The following is a 17,374-nucleotide window of genomic DNA, read 5'->3' on the forward strand; positions in this document are numbered from 1 at the left end:
AAAAGAGCATGAAACTACTTGACAATGAAGCGCTAATAGCCTAGATTTACACCAGTTGGAGACCTGGATTTTCAACTAAAAAAGGGACAAATTCGAAATTTCAAGTATATTAACACATCTTATTTGCCAGTTGCGTTGTTTACGAAATGTTATACGGAAAGACCCACAATTCTTTTTATTGGAAGCTGTTACGATGACAATTCTTTACTTCAAGAAGACCCTGTTCTTTGTATGAAAAGCGGTGCTATATTCCCGTATGAAGAAAGATCTTATTTTGAAGAAAAAGAACGAATTAGAAGTTTTTCTGGGAAAAGGGACGAAATGTTCATATCCAAGATTAAAATGCTCAAAAAAGATTGGTGGAAATATTTCTCTGGTTTTGTTGAATATTGGGATCAGGTCTTTGATATTATAAATCCGCATATCGTTATTATTGAAGATAGTATTTTTGAAAATGTTTTGAATGAATTAGAAGTTTCTAATAATAAAATTTCCATTCTTGGAATAGAGTATCCATATTATTTGTTAAGTGAATTAGATAATCGAAAAAAGGAAATTGAATGTTTGGCAAATAAACCATATAGAGGAAAACAACTTCTGTTGATTCTAGATAAAGAAGACATTGAAAAGTGGTTGAAAATGCAATGAAAGAACTTCTCTCCATAGACTTGTCAAACTATTGTTCCAAGCGTTGCTCGTTCTGCTATAACCACAGCAATCCTGAAGGTGCAATAATGTGGAAACCTGCGGAGGTAATTGATTTTGCCTCCGATTGTGTAAAAAATGGAATCAAGGCAGTTTCTTTAGGTGGTGGGGAACCTTTTGAGTATGAAGGCATTTTTAAAATAATGGATGCTCTTTATCCAATAACCTATTTAAGTGTGACGTCAAATGGGCTTCCGCTTTTGAAAAGGGATGTCTTTGAAAAATTGTTGAAGCATAGCCCCGATAAAATTCATTTGACGATACATAATCCAGATAATCAGAAAGAAGTGATTAGAGTGATTGAACAAGTCGTTGAATTGAGTAAAACAAAAATTAAGCCCGGTGTAAATCTTTTGGTTTCTTCGTATTGTATTGCGGAATGTCAAGAGGTTTATGCAAAACTTTTAGAAACTCTGCAATCAAATCAAATTATTCTAATTCCGAAACGATTCGGTGATACTCCTACGGCAAAGCAAATGGCTTTTGTTGCAAATGGCAAACCATTCCAAAGTCCGTCTTGTTTGTTAAAATGCGAAATCCCTTCAAAATTTGTGTCGGTGTCTTGGGACAAGAAAGTCAATCACTGCAGCTATGCTGGTGGAAAAGAACCTTTGCGAACCCTTGATTATGCTGGGCTTGTAGACGCATTGAAACGGGTTGTTTTTAGCAACTGCTCTAAAAGAATTAATCTACATAGCCAAACTGAATGAGAAAAAGAGTTTTATCATTCTTTTAATGTAATTATATTGTATTATGTGGACGGAGAGTCCCTGTCAAAGATTCAGCGTTCTATGTCAAATCCGGCGCAACTTTTCATTTTAGAATTTACACAACCAAATCTAAAGGCAAATCACTGATATCCTTCAGTCGCTTTCCTTTAATAAGTACATCCAAAAGTTCTTTGGAATCTTCAGCCCCACTTTTCTCAACGGCTTCGATTAACTCGTAGAGAGCGAAGTGATACATGCAATCAATATCGCCTGTGCCTAATGCAAGGGAAGCTAAACGCCCTGGCATCGGCTCGCCGGTGACGACCACAATATGTGGAAGATGTCCTTTTCTGTTTCTAATTAAACCTAGCGCTTCAGTTCTGCTATTTTGCGCACGATCGCTTCTCATTGTCCATTTTGCAGAAATAGAAGCATGAAGAATCGGCAATCCTCCGGTTTCCTTTCTGATATAGGCCATTTTTGCAGTAGTATTGTCAACAATCAGCAGGTTTTTGTTGATTTCAGAATCGTCAATGGCATCTTGATAAATTACCACATCCGGCGCAACCATGTAGTCATTACCCATGCTTGCTGCTAGTTTGGCGTCTTTCTCGGTCAATTCGCTGAGATATTCCAAATGCTCGTATTGGACAAAACTGCTTGTCTTTATAGAATTGCGATTTCCAAGCTTTATAATATGCCAATTCCCTGGTCGTAAATTCTGCAACTTCGGGAAAGTGGCTTCCAAGAATTCCATGTTTACGAGTTCAAACTTAGCACCCGCTGTTTGGCCGACTGCTTTTTCAGCCGTTTCCGCCATTAATGCCTGCGCTATTCCATTTGCAATGGTGATGGATAACTTGGAGGATTTGTCGGCATTGCTCGGGACGCCGTCTTTGTCAATGGTTAAAACGCCTTTCTCTAAAAGGGCCTTATGATACTTTTTTCGCTCGATAGCAAGCAACGCTTCCATTTTCCAAAGTCTCCTTGATTTGTAGGCCTACCGCCATCGCTACCGGGGGTGGGAACGCATTTCCAATCATTCGACAAGCCGCCGTTTTCCTTGGACCGAAGTCCCAGTTGTCGGGAAAACCTTGTATGCGGGCGATCATTCGAGGGGTGAGTCGAGGCATTCCTTTGAAATCAGGCAACGGAGCTTCGTTCGCTACACTAATGCCGTCAACGCCTAACTCAGCCCATGCTCTGCGAGCGCGAGCGGGCCCCAAATCTGGACCGCCATGCTTTTTTGAACCACCGACGATGGTTGGAGCAATTGTATTGGCATGCGAAATCCATTTGTCGGCATATTTCCATCCATTTGCCTTCATTAAGTCAGCAAGTGTTTGGCCTACACTAGAAGTTTTGTTTGGACATGGAGTTGGATAATGAAATTCTGCTTCTATGTCGTTGCGTATGCCAACAATAATAATGCGCGGGCGCAATTGTGGGACTCCGTAATCAGAAGCGTTCAGGAGTTTTATTTGTACATCGTACCCAAGAGCCCGGATTTTCCTTAAAATCGTTTTTCGATAATCATCGAATTTGGGATCCAAAAAACCTCGAACGTTTTCAAGCATGACTGCTTTGGGATTTATTTCCCTGATCAAACGCAGTGCTTCAGGGAACAAATCTCTTTCGTCGTTTTTTCCGAGTTGTTTTCCGGCTACGGAAAATGGGGGGCATGGAACGCCACCTGCGAGAAGGTCTATTTGGTTATGAAAAGGGATGCCTGAAAAATCCTTCACATCTGAACAGATGACATTCCAGTCTTTTCGATTATTTTTTAAAATGGAACAATAATCGCTTTCATATTCCACAAGGGCGACATGTTCAAAACCTGCCATCGACAAACCGAGAGCTTGTCCTCCCGCTCCTGCACAGATTTCTATACAATTCAAAGCGATATCTCCTGTTTCATGAAGGCCGATTGGTGTACTATCTATTTTAAGCATATAATATAATTCTTTTGTGAATGGAAGTGTGTGGGTAAAGTCAAAAAAAATTGATTCGTCCTCTAGATGCGGTTAAAAAGTGCCTGATTTGTAATATAACAAATCGTTTTGTCACAAAATGACATTTTGCAAAAAAGATAAAATTTTTCGCGTTAGGGATAGTGACCCCTTGGGGCGGCGCTGAGGCGCCGTTTTAGGAGGCGGGCGTCGAGCGAAGCGAATACGGCGCCCCTAAAATATAGCCCGACCGCACATATATGTGTGGGAACGCCCAAAAGACCAATATGCGAAGTGGCTGACTTCTGCGCCCTCGTGAAGGAAAAGTGTGCAAGCCGAGTGTCGCGACAAAATGCTTGCATTTTGGCATGACCGAGGCGCAGCCGCGGACGCCAAAGGCGTCAAATCTACCACGACTTCGGTTTCGACGATATCGTGGTGAAGTTCTCCACCCGCCCGGAAAAGCGCGTGGGTTCTGACGAAATCTGGGACAAGGCTGAAGCCGCCCTCGCCGAAGCCACCAAGCTCGCTGGCCTCGACTACATTTTGAACCCGGGTGAAGGTGCCTTCTATGGCCCGAAGCTCGAATTCACGCTGAAGGATAGCCTCGGTCGTGACTGGCAGTGCGGTACCATCCAGGTGGACTTCAACCTCCCGCAGCGTCTGGGTGCCGAGTATGTCGGCAAGGACAACCAGAAGCACATTCCGGTGATGTTGCACCGCGCAGCAGTTGGTTCCATCGAACGCTTCCTCGGCATTTTGATTGAAGAATTCATGGGCGATTTCCCGCTGTGGCTCGCTCCGGTGCAGGCCCGCGTGCTCCCGATTTCCGAGAAGTTCGTCGACTACGCGAAGCAGGTCGAGAAGGAACTCGTGAACGCCGGCGTCCGCGTGGAAGTGGATGAGTCGAATGAGAAACTTGGCTACAAGATCCGCCAGTGCGAATTGCAGAAGATTCCGTACAAGATTATTGTAGGCGAAAAGGAACAGGCTGAAGGTCTCATCGCTGTCAACAAGAGAAAGGAAGGCGACAAGGGTCAGATGACTGTCGCCCAGTTCCTCGAAATGACCGCTGATGACAGAAAAGTCGTCCGCTAGTCAATAACCGATACTATTTATTAACGTAGGTTCCTTTGAGCCTACGTTTTTTTGTGCGTAAGCGTAAGGAAGGCGATTACCGCCCAAGCCGAGCGTCGCGACGGGGTGCTTGCACACCGGCATGACCGAGGCGAGCGGGAAGGACTCCGTAGGAGTCCCCAAGGGTTCCATGAAGGTTGCCGACTTCCTCAAGATGACGGAAGAAGACCGCAAGGTTGTGCGGTAAAGTTCACTGAGCTTGCCGAAGTGAGCGCCGATTCGGTCGGTTCGGCAGGCTCACCGACCTTAAATTTTAAAACGCAGACTCAAATGAGCCTGCGTTTTTTTAAACGGTCATAAAAACTTACTTCACGACTTCCAGATAAATGCCTTTGGGCAGATTGGGCAATACGCCAGATTCCGAGCGCTTGCCTACGGGCTGGCCCAGCACATTGAAGATGCGGCTACCGGGGCTGCCCATTTTCGCTTTCTGGAGATTCGTAATCAAGGTGGTTTTGCCGTCGCCGATTGTCACCGTGATTTCGAAGGTAACCTGTTTGTTGCCATAAACAACAGCCTGCCGAATGACGAAGGTATCGCCGTCCTTGACCTTGTTCGGCATGTGGCCGATTTTCGTGGTCATGGTCGTGAGATCCACATTGGAGAATACTACGCTGGCGCCGTTCGGGTCCCAGGCGACGATTCCGCCGTCCTTGTCAAACCAATGCCCAGAGCCCTCACCGGTGGTTTCGCTGTTGAGGGCGCCATCGGGTTCCACTCCGTAGAACTGAACTTTGTCTGCAATCTCGCTTTGCTGGACGCCCAGCGCCTTGGCGACATCAGAAGCTTTCAAGTCGAGTGTCACGGGAGCATAGTTGTCGCTAATCGGGAGCGACACGGCAAGAGCCACCTTTTGCACCTGGACTTCGACACTGCTAGAGCTCGACGGAGGCACAACAGAACTTGATGACACGGGCAGTGCGGAGCAGTTCTCCCCAATGCAGAAGGTCACTGTTTCGCCGGGAGTCCCGACATCCGTGAGTTTCAATCCGGTTTTGTCGCCGTTGTACCAGCGGATAGCGGGGTACGCGTCATCCGAAAAACTCGAATAGGTCCCGCTTTTGAAGAAGGCGTTGGCATCGCTTCCCGGACTCGGCCACTGATCGGCGACGTTATCGTTCGACTTGCCGGCGGAATTCGCATGCACGATTCTCAGCTCGAGTTTGTCCGAAGCGGAGTTGCCAGAAATTGAAAAATCGTAATGTTGCATCAGGAGTCCGCTTCCTTTGAGGACTTTGTTGCGCCCGGTGTTCCGCACATACGACCACACCAAACCTTCTTTGTCGGGCCTTGCGGGGTTCTTGTAGCGGTAGCAGAATTCGCCGGGCTTCGTGGTTTCGAGGCTCACGTCATCGCTAGTCACGTCCACAAACGGGATCCAGCCCTGGTCCGCACGGTAGAAGTCGTTTATTGCCACCGGGTTCAAATCGTTCGCGCGGTTCCCCATGGTGCAGTAGTCGCCGTACCAGTAAAGATCCGGCCAGCCAAAAATCATGTGTCCGGATTCATGTACAAAAACGTAAATGGAGAATTTGCCCGGCATATCCGTCATCTGGTGATGCGTGAGCTTGACGCCGTCACGCCTCTCGGAAGACCATCCGGAATGCGGCCAAAGCCCCTGCCCCCACGTTTGCCCGGCGCCGGCATACACGATGTTAATGGCCTCGGTAGTTCCGTCCTTGTCGTTGTCGTAGCGCGAGAAATCCACTTGCGGGTCAAAATACTCAAAGACTTCCTTCATGAGCACATCCGATCCCGAATAGCCTTCCTGGCTTTCGTACCAGGACTTGGGATGCTGCGCGCGGTACCAGCCATAGACTTCGTTTGTCAAATCCAGTTGCCCGTTGGAAACGTCCAAATAGTAGTCGCGGACGGAGCCGTTGCAACCGTCCCTGTTGAAGCCTTCCTTGTTCAGCCAGTCTTTGACCTCGTCTACGGTGACGGGCGCGGTCTTGTCCGAGAAATCCACGAGAAGCGTGAGGCTGTAGATTTTCCCCTTGGGGGCGGCAAAGTGGCTTTTCGTTTGCGTCGCCACCGTCCTGAAAAGGGTGTGCCCATTGCCTACGGGCACATTTCCGCGGCTATTGTCGAACGAGGGCATCGCCTCGGCGGGCCAGGATTCCACACGTTTGCCTTGATATACGATGTCGGCAAAAAGCATGGTTGGGAGTAGCAAAAACAACAGGCTAAAAAGCCGAATTCTAGATCTCATATCCAACTCCATACGTTTTCATCAGTAAAAATATACCGCCCGCCCCCAAAACACAACCTGCAACCCAAAGAATGTGTGTAAAAAACGTTTTTTTTCAAAAAAGTAGTTTGAAACCGAGGACATCTCCGATCAACCTCGAAATATGCTTTCCATAGCAAAATAGTAAGCATTTTCGTAAAAAAGTTCAGTTTTCTACCGTTTCTACTCTACGGGAAACCCCTAAAAATACCTACTTTGTACCCTATGAATTTTGCATAGGCAAGATTTTGCGAAACAGTTAAACAATAACGCGTAAAAGAGTATGAGTCTTAAAATCGTTGTGCTTGCTAAGCAAGTACCTGATACACGAAACGTGGGCCCCGATGCCATGACGGAGCAGGGAACCATCAATCGTGCCGCATTGCCCGCGGTCTTCAACCCCGAAGACCTGAACGCCCTGGAGCAAGCCCTTCGTTTGAAGGACCAGTTCCCGGGTTCCACCATCTCTGTGCTGACGATGGGTCTCCCGAAGTCTGCCGAAGTCGTCCGCGAAGCTCTGTACCGCGGTGCCGACGAAGGTTTCGTGGTGACGGACCGCCCGCTCGGTGGTGCTGACACTCTCGCTACGAGCTACACGCTCGCCCAGGCCGTCAAGAAGATCGGCGACTACGACATCATTCTCGGTGGCCGCCAGGCTATCGACGGCGATACCGCACAGGTCGGTCCGCAGATTGCAGAAAAGCTCGGCCTCACCCAGGTGACCTACGCCGAAGAAATTCTCTCCCTCGACGAAAAGGCCAAGAAGGTCGTGATCCGCCGCCACATCGACGGTGGCGTGGAAACGGTGGAAGCACCGCTCCCGCTGGTCGTGACCGTGAACGGAAGTGCGGCCCCGTGCCGTCCGCGCAACGCAAAGCGCCTCATGAAGTTCAAGAACGCAACCGTGGTTGCCGAACGCAAGCCGGAAGACGCCGAAAAGTACGAAGCCCTCATCGCGAAGAAGCCCTACCTGAACATTCCGCAGTGGGGTGCCGCCGACATCGACGCAGACCCTGCCCAAATCGGCAAGGCCGGTTCGCCGACGAACGTGAAGGCTGTCAAGAACATCGTGTTCAAGGCGAAGGAAAGCCGCACGCTCACCGCAAGCGACGCCGACGTCGAAGGACTTATCAAGGAACTTTTAGACGGGAAGATTATTGGCTAGCCTATGAATAACGTATTTGTATATTGCGAAATTGAGGGCACGACCGTTGTCGATGTTTCCCTCGAACTTTTGTCCAAGGGCCGCAAGCTCGCCAACACGCTCGGCGTTCAGCTCGAATGCATCTGCGCCGGCAAGGGCCTCGACGGAATTGAAAAGCAGGTGTTCCCCTACGGTGTGGACAAGGTCCATGTGTTCGATGCCGAAGGGCTCTTCCCCTACACCACCAACCCGCACGCGTCCCTCGTGGTGAACCTCTTCAAGGAAGAGCAGCCGCAGATTTGCCTGCTCGGTGCAACGGTGATTGGCCGTGACCTCGGCCCGCGCATCTCCAGCGCCATGCACAGCGGCCTTACCGCCGACTGTACCGAACTCGAAATCGACAGCTTCGAAATGAGCATCGGTGGCGTGAAGAAGTTCTACGAAAACCAGCTCTGCCAGATTCGCCCGGCGTTCGGCGGCAACATCGTCGCTACCATCGTGAACCCGGAACACCGCCCGCAGATGGCGACGGTGCGCGAAGGCGTGATGAAGAAGGAAATCGTGGACCCGAACTACAAGGGCGAAGTCATCAAGCACGACGTGGCCAAGTACGTGCCGGAAACGGAATACGTGGTCAAGGTGCTCGAACGCCATGTGGAAAAGGCCAAGCACAACCTCAAGGGCGCACCCATCGTGGTCGCCGGTGGTTACGGCATGGGCTCCAAGGAAAACTTCGACATGCTGTTCGAACTGGCGAAGGAACTCCACGCCGAAGTGGGCGCAAGCCGTGCCGCTATCGACGCGGGCTTTGCCGATCATGACCGCCAGATTGGCCAGACCGGCGTGACGGTTCGCCCGAAGGTGTATATCGCCTGCGGTATCTCCGGCCAGATCCAGCACCTCGCCGGCATGCAGGATTCAGGAATCATCATCTCCGTGAACTCCGACCCCGACGCCCCGATCAACGCTATCGCTGACTACGTGATCAACGGCACCGTCGAAGAGGTCATCCCGAAGATGATCAAGTATTACAAGGCAAACAACAAGTAGGCGTTATGGCGAATTTTTACACAGACCATCCAGAGATTAAGTTCAACCTTGAAAGCTCTCCTTTGATGCAGCGCATCGTGGAGCTCAAGGAAAACGGCTACGCCGACAAGGACAGCTTTGACTATGCGCCGGAAGACTACGCCGACGCGATAGACAGCTACAACCGCGTGCTCGAAGTCGCGGGCGACATCACCGCAAACACCGTGTTCCCGAACTCGGAAGACGTGGACGCCGAAGGCCCCCACTGCGAAGACGGCCGCGTGCGTTACGCGAGCAAGACCTACGAGAACCTGGAAGCCACCCGCAAGGCTGGCCTCAATGGCGTGACCATGCCGCGCCGCTTCGGCGGTCTCAACTTCCCGATTACCGCCTACACGGCCATCAACGAAATGATCGCCTCTGCAGACGCCGGTTTCGAGAACATCTGGTCCCTCCAGGACTGCATCGAGACGCTCTATGAATTTGGCGACGAAGACCAGCGCTCCCGTTTCATTCCGCGCGTGTGCGCCGGCGAAACGATGTCCATGGACTTGACCGAACCCGATGCCGGTTCCGACCTGCAGCGCGTGATGCTCAAGGCCACCTACAGTGAGGCCGACAAGTGCTGGTACCTGAACGGCGTGAAGCGCTTCATCACGAACGGCGACAGCGACATCCACCTGGTGCTCGCCCGCTCCGAAGAAGGCACCCACGACGGCCGCGGCCTTTCGATGTTCATTTACGACAACCGTGAGCACAAAGCGACTCGTATTAACGAGTCGTGTGTGCGAGAGCGAGGCGAAACCATAGGTTCTTCTAGCGATGGAGCCGAGCGGTCGCAAAAAGACGGTGGCGTGAACGTGCGCCGCATCGAGAACAAGCTCGGCATCCACGGAAGCCCGACCTGCGAACTTGTCTACAAGAACGCGAAGGCTGAACTCTGTGGCCGCCGCAAGTTCGGCCTCATCAAGTACGTGATGGCCCTCATGAACGGTGCACGCCTCGGCATTGCCGCACAGTCCGTGGGCATCAGCCAGATGGCTTACAACGAAGCATTGGCATACGCCAAGGACCGCAAGCAGTTCGGCCAGGCCATCGTGAACTTCCCCGCCGTCTATGAAATGATTTCCAACATCAAGGCACGCCTCGACGCAGGCCGCGCACTGTTGTACCAGACAGCCCGCTACGTGGATATCTACAAGGGCCTCGAGGACATCGAGCGCACCCGTAAGCTCACCGACGAGGAGAAGGCTGAACTCAAGCTGTACCAGAAGCTCGCCTCCGCTTGCACGCCTTTGGCCAAGGGCATGAACTCCGAATACGCCAACCTGAACGCCTACGACAGCATCCAGGTGCACGGCGGTTCCGGCTACATGCTCGAATACGCCTGCCAGCGCCTCTACCGCGACGCCCGTATTACTTCGATTTACGAAGGCACGACGCAGCTGCAGACCGTTGCCGCCCTCCCGCACATCACCACCGGCACCTACAGCCAGATGCTCGAGGAACTGGAAGCGGGCGAAGTGGCCGCCGAATACGAGAGCCTCAAGGCCCGCGCGAAGGCCATGGACGCGAAGTTCAACGAAGCCATCGAAACTGTGAAGGCCGCGAACAACAACGAGTTCACCGACCTTTGCAGCCGTCACTTGTACGAACTCGCCGCCAACTGCGTGATGAGCCAGTTGCTCCTCCGCGACGCCACCAAGGCACCTGAACTGTTCGAAAAGAGCATGAAGGTGTACCTGAACCTCGCCGAAGCCGAAGTCGCCAAGCACTACAACTTCGTGAAGAACGTGGATGTGGAAGCGATGGAAAGCTACCGCAAGTAGGAAGTAATTTTCGGTAACGCGAAAAGAAATTGCCCCGACTCAATTGCGAGCCGGGGCTTAATTAACAACAAAGTACCTACTATTGACAAACTACATATAGAACGAAATGCCGGCAGTACCGGCGATGTGGTAGCCGTCAAAGTCCCCAAAGATGTGCGCCACGCCGCCGTGCAGCTCCATGCGATTGAACAGGTGCACACCAAGCGTCAAATATTGCGTAGCGACAAGGCTTGGTTTCTCGGCATTCTTTTCTTTTTTCAACCCATCCATCTCCTCGACCATAAGCCGGTACACATACGCATTGAAGGAGTACGTCAAGAAGGCCGGGCCAAAGAACGCGCTCGTATAGGCTCCAAAATCAACAGTCGGGTTTATTAGAGTTTCGTCCGATTCAAAATAGCTTGTACGCATAAAATACTCTTCGTCATCAATAAGACCTTTTTTTTCACAGGAGTACTTCGTCCCTGAATAAGTGATTTCTGACGCCAGAATCCATGCACCTAAATTGCCGCCAAATTCAAAATGTTCATAGTTGCCGCCAACTCCCATTCGTAAAATCAGGCCCCTGCTATAGCCTAGTCCAAAATTGGTCAGCAGGTGCCCACTTTTTGCCAGTCTCTCGATGGAACCGTCAATGTCAAAAGGGCTTATGCGAAGGTTCGCCTCCATGGGGCCGTCCTTCCCCACCTTTTTACTCCCGCAACCTGCAAAATAGCAGCCCTCCTCCACGGTACTGTAACCGTCAAGTGCATAAGACTCGTCCTTCCCCACTTGAACATTCACATTGGCCCGCCATTCGGACTCGCCGTCTTGCATATAGCGGTTCGCCCCGTGCACATCGGGCGCAGCCAAAACCTTCGCATCAAAGGCTTCTATCCGGTTGGTAGATTTAACCGCACAGCCCGTAAAAAGGGAAACGAGCATCAGAACAAAAATAGGGCTTAACTTTCTCATATTCGCAACTGAATATAAATTATTTTTTAGTAAAAACGTTATTTTCTCAAATGGTCACGAAAATTTCCCAGACCGTAAAAAATCCCGGAATCATTTGCAAATTCAAAGATAGGGAAAAAACCTTTTTTGGCAACTCGGGCTCAAACGTCCTTGCCGCTGCGGGCCAAAAAGGCAAGCGCCAGGAACGCTCCGGCGATCATCCCGATGAGCGGCAGGTCGGCCTGGCTCCGCAGGAACATCTTGAGGAATCGCACCAGCTGCGACGACGCAAAAGCGTAACCGGCGCTGCACAGCAACACAAACAGAGCGAACCGCCCCACAAACGGGATGCTCTTGGTAATCTTTTTAAAGTACCCGTTGATTTTGCCGCCGTAAATAATGAGGAGCGTTGCCACCAACCCCACCGCAATGGAATCCATGTGCAAACGCAAAAAGTCGGCGAATTGGTGTATATAGGGCTGCATGGCTCGAAATATAAAAAAGCAAAAACAGAATAATCTATATTATTGAAAAAATTCCCCGGATTTCAAATGCTGCTCTCCATCATCATACCCGTCTACAATTCCGAGAAGTATGTGCGACATACGCTGGAGAGCATTTACGGGCAGCCCTTTGACCAAACCCTAGTCGAGGTCATTGTCGTGAACGACGGGACGCCCGACAACTCCATGCAAATCGTGAACGAGTTCGCAGCCAAGTCCGCCACACTCAAGGTCATTGAGCAAGAGAACCGCGGGCTGAGCGCCGCCCGCAACGCCGGGCTCGGCTTGGCGCAGGGCAAGTACATTTGGTTTGTCGACAGTGACGATTGGATCGAAGACGGCTTTTTGCAAAAGGTGCTCCCCCTGCTCAAGGAGCGCAACGACGATGTATTCTTGTTCCGCACCCGCGAGTACTCTGAACAAACCGGGGAACCTACCCTGGAGCGGCACCTTCTCTCGGACACCCAAATCGTGGAGACGGACTTGTACGAGATCATGTGCAAAGAAGTTTCTTTTTCGCCGCTCCAAATTTACCTCATCCGCCGTGACTTTTTGGAACAGAACCACCTGAGGCTCGTCGAGAGAATCATCCACGAAGACATGGAATTCGCCCCGCGCATGCTCGCCATGGCAAACAAAGTAACATGCGTCCCCTTGTTCCATTACAACTACCTCAGGCGGAACAGCGGGAGCATCACCAGTTCGCCAGCCAACCGCAAGTACCGTGTTGCAAGCCTCACGCGCATCATGGACCTGCACGACGACCTTTTAAAAACGCAGCTCCGTCCCAAAAGCAAAAAAGCCCTGGACATGGTGCAATTCTGGCTGTTCCGCAAGATTTTCAACTTCATTGATCCCGAAGAATTTCAGGAATGGGATGCAGAACTCGGACTCGGCAAACGTGCGAAGGCAGCAAAAAAACGGGTGTTAAAGCACCTGTTTTACCACTGCACCTCGCTCATGTTCTTACGTCGGCTCATGTTCATTGCCTCTCCCAAGTGGCTCAAGTCCAAAAGAAAGGGCATTTAGCCCTAAAATCGGGCTTTTGATAAAATCCGTAAACCTCTGGACACGGCAGTAAACACGCTGGTTTCTGCTGAAAACACTTTTTAAGGGTCCCCGTATACTAAACTGGCGCTCCGGGATTTAGTTTTAGGGTATCAAAAGGAAGGTTCCAATGTCTTTGAAAAACATTCTCCTTATTACCGCGAGTGCCGCAACAGCCCTGTTCGCCGCCACCGCTTACCAAAACCAGGTCGGATTCCTCACCAACGGCATCAAGCAGATGGCCGTTTTGGATGCAGCCGGTAAAGACATCGTTTTCAAGGACGCCCAGGGCGAAACCGTTTTGACGGTCACCGCCCCCGAGGCCCAAAAGTGGTCCCCCGCCGGCGAAAACGCCTCCCTGGTCGACTTCTCTGAACTCAAGACCCCCGGAACCTACCAAGCCTACGTTGGCGACTCCGCCGTGGGCCACCCCATCGTGGTGAGCGACTCCGCCTTTGAAGGCGTCACCAAGGGCTCCCTCAAGTTCTTCTACTTCCAGCGTTCCTCCACGGCCCTCGAGGAGGAATACGCCGGCGAATACGCCCGCGAAATGGGCCACCCCGACACCGCCGTAAAATACCACTCCTCCACCGGCATCGAAGACGCCAGCGCCACGTTCAACGGCTCCAAGGGCTGGTACGACGCCGGCGACTACGGCAAGTACATTGTGAACTCGGGCATCAGCACCTACACCCTTTTGCAGCTCTACCAGCAGAACAAGGAATACTTCAAGAACCTCAACCTGAACATCCCCGAAAGCAAGAACGACGTGCCCGACATTCTTGACGAAATCCGCTGGAACCTGGATTGGATGATTACGATGCAAGACACCGATGGCGGCGTTTTCCACAAGCTCACCACCAAGCAGTTCGCCGGCATGGTGATGCCCGCCAAGGCCACCGCCCAGCGTTTTGCCATTGGCAAGGGCGTCGAGGCCACCTGGAACTTTGCCGCCGTGATGGCTCTCGCCTCCGACATTTACGCCCCCTTTGACTCCGTGTTCGCCGACACCTGCGCCAAGGCGGCCGTAAAGGCACGCTGGTGGGCCTACACCCACCCGACCGCCATTTACACCCAGCCCAAGGACGTGGGCACGGGCTCGTACACCGACGCCGTCGCATGGACAGGCAAACTCTGGACCAACGCCGAACTCTTCCGCATTACCGGCGACAAGGTCTTTGCCGACTCCATCCACACTCTTAAAATCAACCGCAAAAAGGCCAGCCTGCAAACCTGGAGCAACGACCTGATGCTCGAGGCCTTCACCATCGCGACCAACCCCGACATTTTTGACGAAGCCGACGTGGACACCGCCGAGGCCATGATCTTTACGCTTGCCGACAGCTACATTGCCTCCCTCGAAGGCAACGGCTACGGCGTCGCCATGACCGACAACGACTTTTTCTGGGGTTCCAACAGCGTCGCCGCCAACAAGGGCATGGTCCTGATCCACGCCTATATTCTCACCAAGGAGCAAAAGTACCTGGATGCGGCCATCGGCCTTGCCGACTACCTGCTGGGCAGAAACCCGCTCGACAAGTCTTACTTGACCGGATTCGGGGTGAACCAGGTTATGAACCCGCACCACCGCCCAAGCCAAGCCGACGGCATTGAAGCCCCGGTACCGGGCATGCTCTCGGGCGGCCCCAACGCCTCGGCAAACGACATTGGCGCCTGCAAGAACCATGATTACCGCGTCGCGGGAGCCCCGGCCAAGTCGTTCTACGACAACAGCTGCAGCTTTGCCAGCAACGAAGTCGCCATCAACTGGAACGCCCCCTTCGCCTACCTGGTCGGCAGCATCCAGGCCATCATGACCACCGGCAAGGCTTACGACGTCAAGTCCAAGGTGAGCAAGACTTACACCGACCTCGACGCCATCCGTGCCAACAAGGTCAACTACAAGCGTGCAAAATCCGGCAACCGCCTGGTGGTCCGCAACGGCGGCATCCAAGTCGAGATGACCAACACCGATGGCACCGTGCGCTACTTTAACCTGCGCGGCAAGTCCCTCAAGTAAAGAGATTCCTAAATACCACACCGGGTGGCGCCCTGAATAGGCGTCGCCTTTTTTTTGCAAAAAAAACTTAGAGGCTCGTTTAGAGGAGCGCGTCGAGCTGATTTTGGAGGGAAGCCACGTCGCCCTCATTCGTCAAGGTGCAGACAACTTTGCCTGTAAAGAAGTCAGCCTTGCAGGTTTCTCGCTGGTTCTCGATGCGGCGGCGGGCGTCGGCTGGTTCCAGACCCCGAGCAACCAGGCGACGCAAACGGGTGCTTTCGGGAGCGTCCACAATCCAGACCTCGTCCAGCATTTGGAGAATCCCGGGCGTCCGCGAAAGGAGCGCCGCTTCGACAAAACGCACTTGTTGGGCTTGGGGCGCGTTTTCGGGGACGCCCCCGTTCAAAAAACTACCTACCGAACGAGTCAAGTACGGGTAGACGATTCCCTCGAGCTTTTTGAGGGCAACGGCATCGTTAAAAACGAGGTCGGCCACGAACTTGCGGCTCACGCCATTGAGTGCAAGGCAGGCTTCGCCAAAGGCGGCGGCCAGCTCCGAACGGAGTTCCTGGTTGTCGCGGTAGAGTTCGTGCACTTCGCGGTCGGCGTCCATCACCATAAAACCGCGCTCCCGCAGCAGCGCCCCGACAAAGGACTTCCCAGAACCTATCGTGCCAGTGATTCCCACCCGCTTCATTACACAGTCCCGCAAAAGAGGGTTAACCCTTCCCCAGCGATATCAAGCAAAGTCCAATGACAATGCCCAACAGAGCGAGGAACTTGAGTTTGCTCTTCCGCTCCTTGAAAATTAGTATTCCCGCAACAAAGCTCACAAACACGCTAGAACGGCGGAGCACCGTTATTACCGAAATCAAGGCATCCTGGTGGCTCACGGCCAAAAAATAGCAGCGGTCGGCAATAATCAAAAGCGCCGCCACCGCCAAAAAGGACCACCGAAACTGGAACGGCGTTGTCTTTTTACGTGTAGGTAGCCACGTGACCGCGGTCGTTATGAGTTGGACCGCCATCATGTAGATGCCGAACCAGACTTGGACCGTCAAAGGCTCGAAGTTCATGCGTTGCAAAATAAACTTGTCGTAAATGCTGCTGCAACTCGCAAGGATGGTCCCGATGACCATCGAGATGACCCAGCCGTTGCTAAAGAAGTGGCCCATCTCCTTGCGACCCGCCATGCTGAGCCACACGTACGAAACAATGCAAACGGCAATGCCCAACCACTGCATGGCGAACGGCCTCTCGCCCATAAAACCCACCGCAATCATGATGGTGAAGAGCGGCGAGAGCGCCCGGATGGTCGTCGAGATGCTGAGCGGCATGTGCGCAATGGCGTTGTAGGTAAAGAGCCAGCTGCCGCCGACAATCACCGCCTTGCCCATCAGGTAAAGGTGGTCGTGGAGCGTGAGCGGTTCGCAGCGCCCCGTGAGGAGTATCGGGAGCATCAAAAGGGAGTAAAACGCGCTGCAGAGCAGCAAAACGGGGCGGACGGCGTTATTCTGGACAGACTTTTTTTTGGCTAAATCGTAAAAGCCTAAAAACAAAGCCGAACCGAACGCCAACAGTAACCATGACATAGCGCACACAATTTAGAAATCCCTCTTGCCAACTTGTCGTTCTATGCTATTTTTTACTTAAAACATCAACATAAGGAGCCTCTATGGGCATTAAAGGTAAAGCATCTTCCCTTTTGGAAGAATTCAAGGCCTTTGCATTCAAGGGCAACATCGTCGACATGGCCATCGGTGTGATCATCGGTGGTGCATTCGGTAAAATCGTAACCTCCTTCGTGAACGACATCGTGATGCCGTGTGTTACCGCCCTCATCGCCATGGGCGGCGCCAAGGACGCCGGCGAGGGCCTCAAGGCGCTCGCCTACACGACCGAAGCCGGCGTGGCCATCCCGTACGGCAGCTTCATTGGCGGCATTGTGGACTTCCTCATTGTCGCGATTGTCGTGTTCATTGTGATGAAGAAGTTCCTCGGCTTTATGCAGAACATGCGCAAGGCCGAAGAAAAGACGGCTGAACCGCCTGCTCCGCCGGCACCTCCTGAACCGAGCGCCGAAGAGAAGCTCCTCACCGAGATCCGCGACTTGCTCAAGAAGTAGTCGCACCCTACGGGCTAGTTACTAGTTAATAGTT

General features: G+C 52.1%; 15 protein-coding genes and 1 pseudogene. 9 read left to right on the plus strand and 7 right to left on the minus strand.

Going from position 1 to position 17,374, the window contains the following annotated elements; translation table 11 throughout:
- Positions 1 to 231 precede the first annotated feature (231 nt).
- Positions 232 to 648, plus strand: coding sequence for a hypothetical protein (locus BUB55_RS04640; protein ID WP_073188661.1), 417 nt, complete (start codon positions 232 to 234; stop codon positions 646 to 648).
- Positions 645 to 1,415, plus strand: coding sequence for a radical SAM protein (locus tag BUB55_RS04645; RefSeq protein WP_073188663.1), 771 nt, complete (start codon positions 645 to 647; stop codon positions 1,413 to 1,415). The genes BUB55_RS04640 and BUB55_RS04645 overlap by 4 nt, the downstream gene beginning before the upstream one ends.
- Before the next feature lie 115 nt (positions 1,416 to 1,530).
- On the opposite strand, the gene BUB55_RS04650 is transcribed toward BUB55_RS04645, so the two are convergent.
- A complete protein-coding gene (locus tag BUB55_RS04650) occupies positions 1,531 to 2,388 on the minus strand; it encodes an NgoMIV family type II restriction endonuclease (RefSeq protein WP_073188665.1) in 858 nt (285 codons plus the stop codon).
- Positions 2,348 to 3,367, minus strand: coding sequence for a DNA cytosine methyltransferase (locus BUB55_RS04655; protein ID WP_073188666.1), 1,020 nt, complete (start codon positions 3,365 to 3,367; stop codon positions 2,348 to 2,350). The genes BUB55_RS04650 and BUB55_RS04655 overlap by 41 nt, the downstream gene beginning before the upstream one ends.
- 396 nt (positions 3,368 to 3,763) lie before the next feature.
- Between BUB55_RS04655 and BUB55_RS04660 the strand changes: the two are divergent.
- A pseudogene (locus tag BUB55_RS04660) lies at positions 3,764 to 4,462 on the plus strand (His/Gly/Thr/Pro-type tRNA ligase C-terminal domain-containing protein); the annotation flags it as partial.
- A 343-nt stretch (positions 4,463 to 4,805) separates the two neighbouring features.
- On the opposite strand, the gene BUB55_RS04665 reads toward BUB55_RS04660, so the two are convergent.
- A complete protein-coding gene (locus BUB55_RS04665; protein WP_073188836.1) occupies positions 4,806 to 6,713 on the minus strand; it encodes a M6 family metalloprotease domain-containing protein in 1,908 nt (635 codons plus the stop codon).
- A gap of 301 nt (positions 6,714 to 7,014) precedes the next feature.
- Between BUB55_RS04665 and BUB55_RS04670 the strand changes: the two genes are divergently transcribed.
- The 3 genes from BUB55_RS04670 to BUB55_RS04680 are packed head-to-tail and all read left to right on the plus strand — an operon-like array spanning position 7,015 to position 10,733.
- Positions 7,015 to 7,896 (plus strand): electron transfer flavoprotein subunit beta/FixA family protein, encoded by an 882-nt coding sequence (locus BUB55_RS04670; RefSeq protein ID WP_073188668.1) that lies wholly within the window; start codon positions 7,015 to 7,017, stop codon positions 7,894 to 7,896.
- A 3-nt stretch (positions 7,897 to 7,899) separates the two neighbouring features.
- Complete coding sequence (locus BUB55_RS04675) at positions 7,900 to 8,925, plus strand: electron transfer flavoprotein subunit alpha/FixB family protein (protein WP_072807905.1); 1,026 nt, start codon at positions 7,900 to 7,902, stop codon at positions 8,923 to 8,925.
- Between the two features lie 5 nt (positions 8,926 to 8,930).
- The gene (locus BUB55_RS04680) at positions 8,931 to 10,733 is read left to right on the plus strand and encodes an acyl-CoA dehydrogenase family protein (RefSeq protein WP_073188670.1); all 1,803 of its coding nucleotides are present in this window, start codon (positions 8,931 to 8,933) and stop codon (positions 10,731 to 10,733) included.
- A 90-nt stretch (positions 10,734 to 10,823) separates the two neighbouring features.
- Here the strand turns inward: BUB55_RS04680 and BUB55_RS04685 are convergent, their stop codons facing one another.
- The gene (locus BUB55_RS04685; RefSeq protein ID WP_143152903.1) at positions 10,824 to 11,657 is read right to left on the minus strand and encodes a hypothetical protein; all 834 of its coding nucleotides are present in this window, start codon (positions 11,655 to 11,657) and stop codon (positions 10,824 to 10,826) included.
- A 170-nt stretch (positions 11,658 to 11,827) separates the two neighbouring features.
- The gene (locus BUB55_RS04690; RefSeq protein ID WP_073188674.1) at positions 11,828 to 12,151 is read right to left on the minus strand and encodes a DUF3392 family protein; all 324 of its coding nucleotides are present in this window, start codon (positions 12,149 to 12,151) and stop codon (positions 11,828 to 11,830) included.
- 66 nt (positions 12,152 to 12,217) lie between these two features.
- Here BUB55_RS04690 and BUB55_RS04695 point away from each other — a divergent pair, with 66 nt between their 5' ends.
- Positions 12,218 to 13,198 carry a glycosyltransferase family 2 protein gene (locus tag BUB55_RS04695; protein ID WP_073188676.1) on the plus strand — a complete coding sequence of 327 codons (981 nt, stop codon included), beginning with the start codon at positions 12,218 to 12,220 and terminating at the stop codon, positions 13,196 to 13,198.
- 148 nt (positions 13,199 to 13,346) lie between these two features.
- On the plus strand, positions 13,347 to 15,236 hold the full coding sequence (locus BUB55_RS04700) for a glycoside hydrolase family 9 protein (RefSeq protein ID WP_073188678.1): 1,890 nt from the start codon (positions 13,347 to 13,349) through the stop codon (positions 15,234 to 15,236).
- Positions 15,237 to 15,315: 79 nt separating this feature from the next.
- Here the strand turns inward: BUB55_RS04700 and coaE are convergent, their stop codons facing one another.
- On the minus strand, positions 15,316 to 15,912 hold the full coding sequence (gene coaE, locus BUB55_RS04705; RefSeq protein WP_073188680.1) for a dephospho-CoA kinase: 597 nt from the start codon (positions 15,910 to 15,912) through the stop codon (positions 15,316 to 15,318).
- Positions 15,913 to 15,934: 22 nt separating this feature from the next.
- The gene (locus BUB55_RS04710; protein WP_073188682.1) at positions 15,935 to 16,807 is read right to left on the minus strand and encodes a DMT family transporter; all 873 of its coding nucleotides are present in this window, start codon (positions 16,805 to 16,807) and stop codon (positions 15,935 to 15,937) included.
- 83 nt (positions 16,808 to 16,890) lie between these two features.
- On the opposite strand from BUB55_RS04710, the gene mscL reads away from it, so the two are divergent.
- A complete protein-coding gene (gene mscL / locus BUB55_RS04715) occupies positions 16,891 to 17,340 on the plus strand; it encodes a large-conductance mechanosensitive channel protein MscL (RefSeq protein ID WP_073188684.1) in 450 nt (149 codons plus the stop codon).
- Positions 17,341 to 17,374 lie beyond the last annotated feature (34 nt).

It is taken from the genome of Fibrobacter sp. UWP2, from assembly GCF_900141705.1.
Taxonomy (GTDB): Bacteria; Fibrobacterota; Fibrobacteria; order Fibrobacterales; family Fibrobacteraceae; genus Fibrobacter.

Coding starts and splice junctions, on each gene's coding strand:
- BUB55_RS04700 (WP_073188678.1), top strand. CDS start 13,347: ATGTCTTTGAAAAACATTCTCCTTATTACCGCGAGTGCCGCAACAGCC.
- BUB55_RS04690 (WP_073188674.1), bottom strand. CDS start 12,151: ATGCAGCCCTATATACACCAATTCGCCGACTTTTTGCGTTTGCACATG.
- BUB55_RS04685 (WP_143152903.1), bottom strand. CDS start 11,657: ATGCTCGTTTCCCTTTTTACGGGCTGTGCGGTTAAATCTACCAACCGG.
- BUB55_RS04710 (WP_073188682.1), bottom strand. CDS start 16,807: ATGTCATGGTTACTGTTGGCGTTCGGTTCGGCTTTGTTTTTAGGCTTT.
- coaE (WP_073188680.1), bottom strand. CDS start 15,912: ATGAAGCGGGTGGGAATCACTGGCACGATAGGTTCTGGGAAGTCCTTT.
- BUB55_RS04655 (WP_073188666.1), bottom strand. CDS start 3,367: ATGCTTAAAATAGATAGTACACCAATCGGCCTTCATGAAACAGGAGAT.
- BUB55_RS04645 (WP_073188663.1), top strand. CDS start 645: ATGAAAGAACTTCTCTCCATAGACTTGTCAAACTATTGTTCCAAGCGT.
- mscL (WP_073188684.1), top strand. CDS start 16,891: ATGGGCATTAAAGGTAAAGCATCTTCCCTTTTGGAAGAATTCAAGGCC.
- BUB55_RS04665 (WP_073188836.1), bottom strand. CDS start 6,713: ATGAGATCTAGAATTCGGCTTTTTAGCCTGTTGTTTTTGCTACTCCCA.
- BUB55_RS04670 (WP_073188668.1), top strand. CDS start 7,015: ATGAGTCTTAAAATCGTTGTGCTTGCTAAGCAAGTACCTGATACACGA.
- BUB55_RS04695 (WP_073188676.1), top strand. CDS start 12,218: ATGCTGCTCTCCATCATCATACCCGTCTACAATTCCGAGAAGTATGTG.
- BUB55_RS04640 (WP_073188661.1), top strand. CDS start 232: ATGAAAAGCGGTGCTATATTCCCGTATGAAGAAAGATCTTATTTTGAA.
- BUB55_RS04680 (WP_073188670.1), top strand. CDS start 8,931: ATGGCGAATTTTTACACAGACCATCCAGAGATTAAGTTCAACCTTGAA.
- BUB55_RS04650 (WP_073188665.1), bottom strand. CDS start 2,388: ATGGAAGCGTTGCTTGCTATCGAGCGAAAAAAGTATCATAAGGCCCTT.
- BUB55_RS04675 (WP_072807905.1), top strand. CDS start 7,900: ATGAATAACGTATTTGTATATTGCGAAATTGAGGGCACGACCGTTGTC.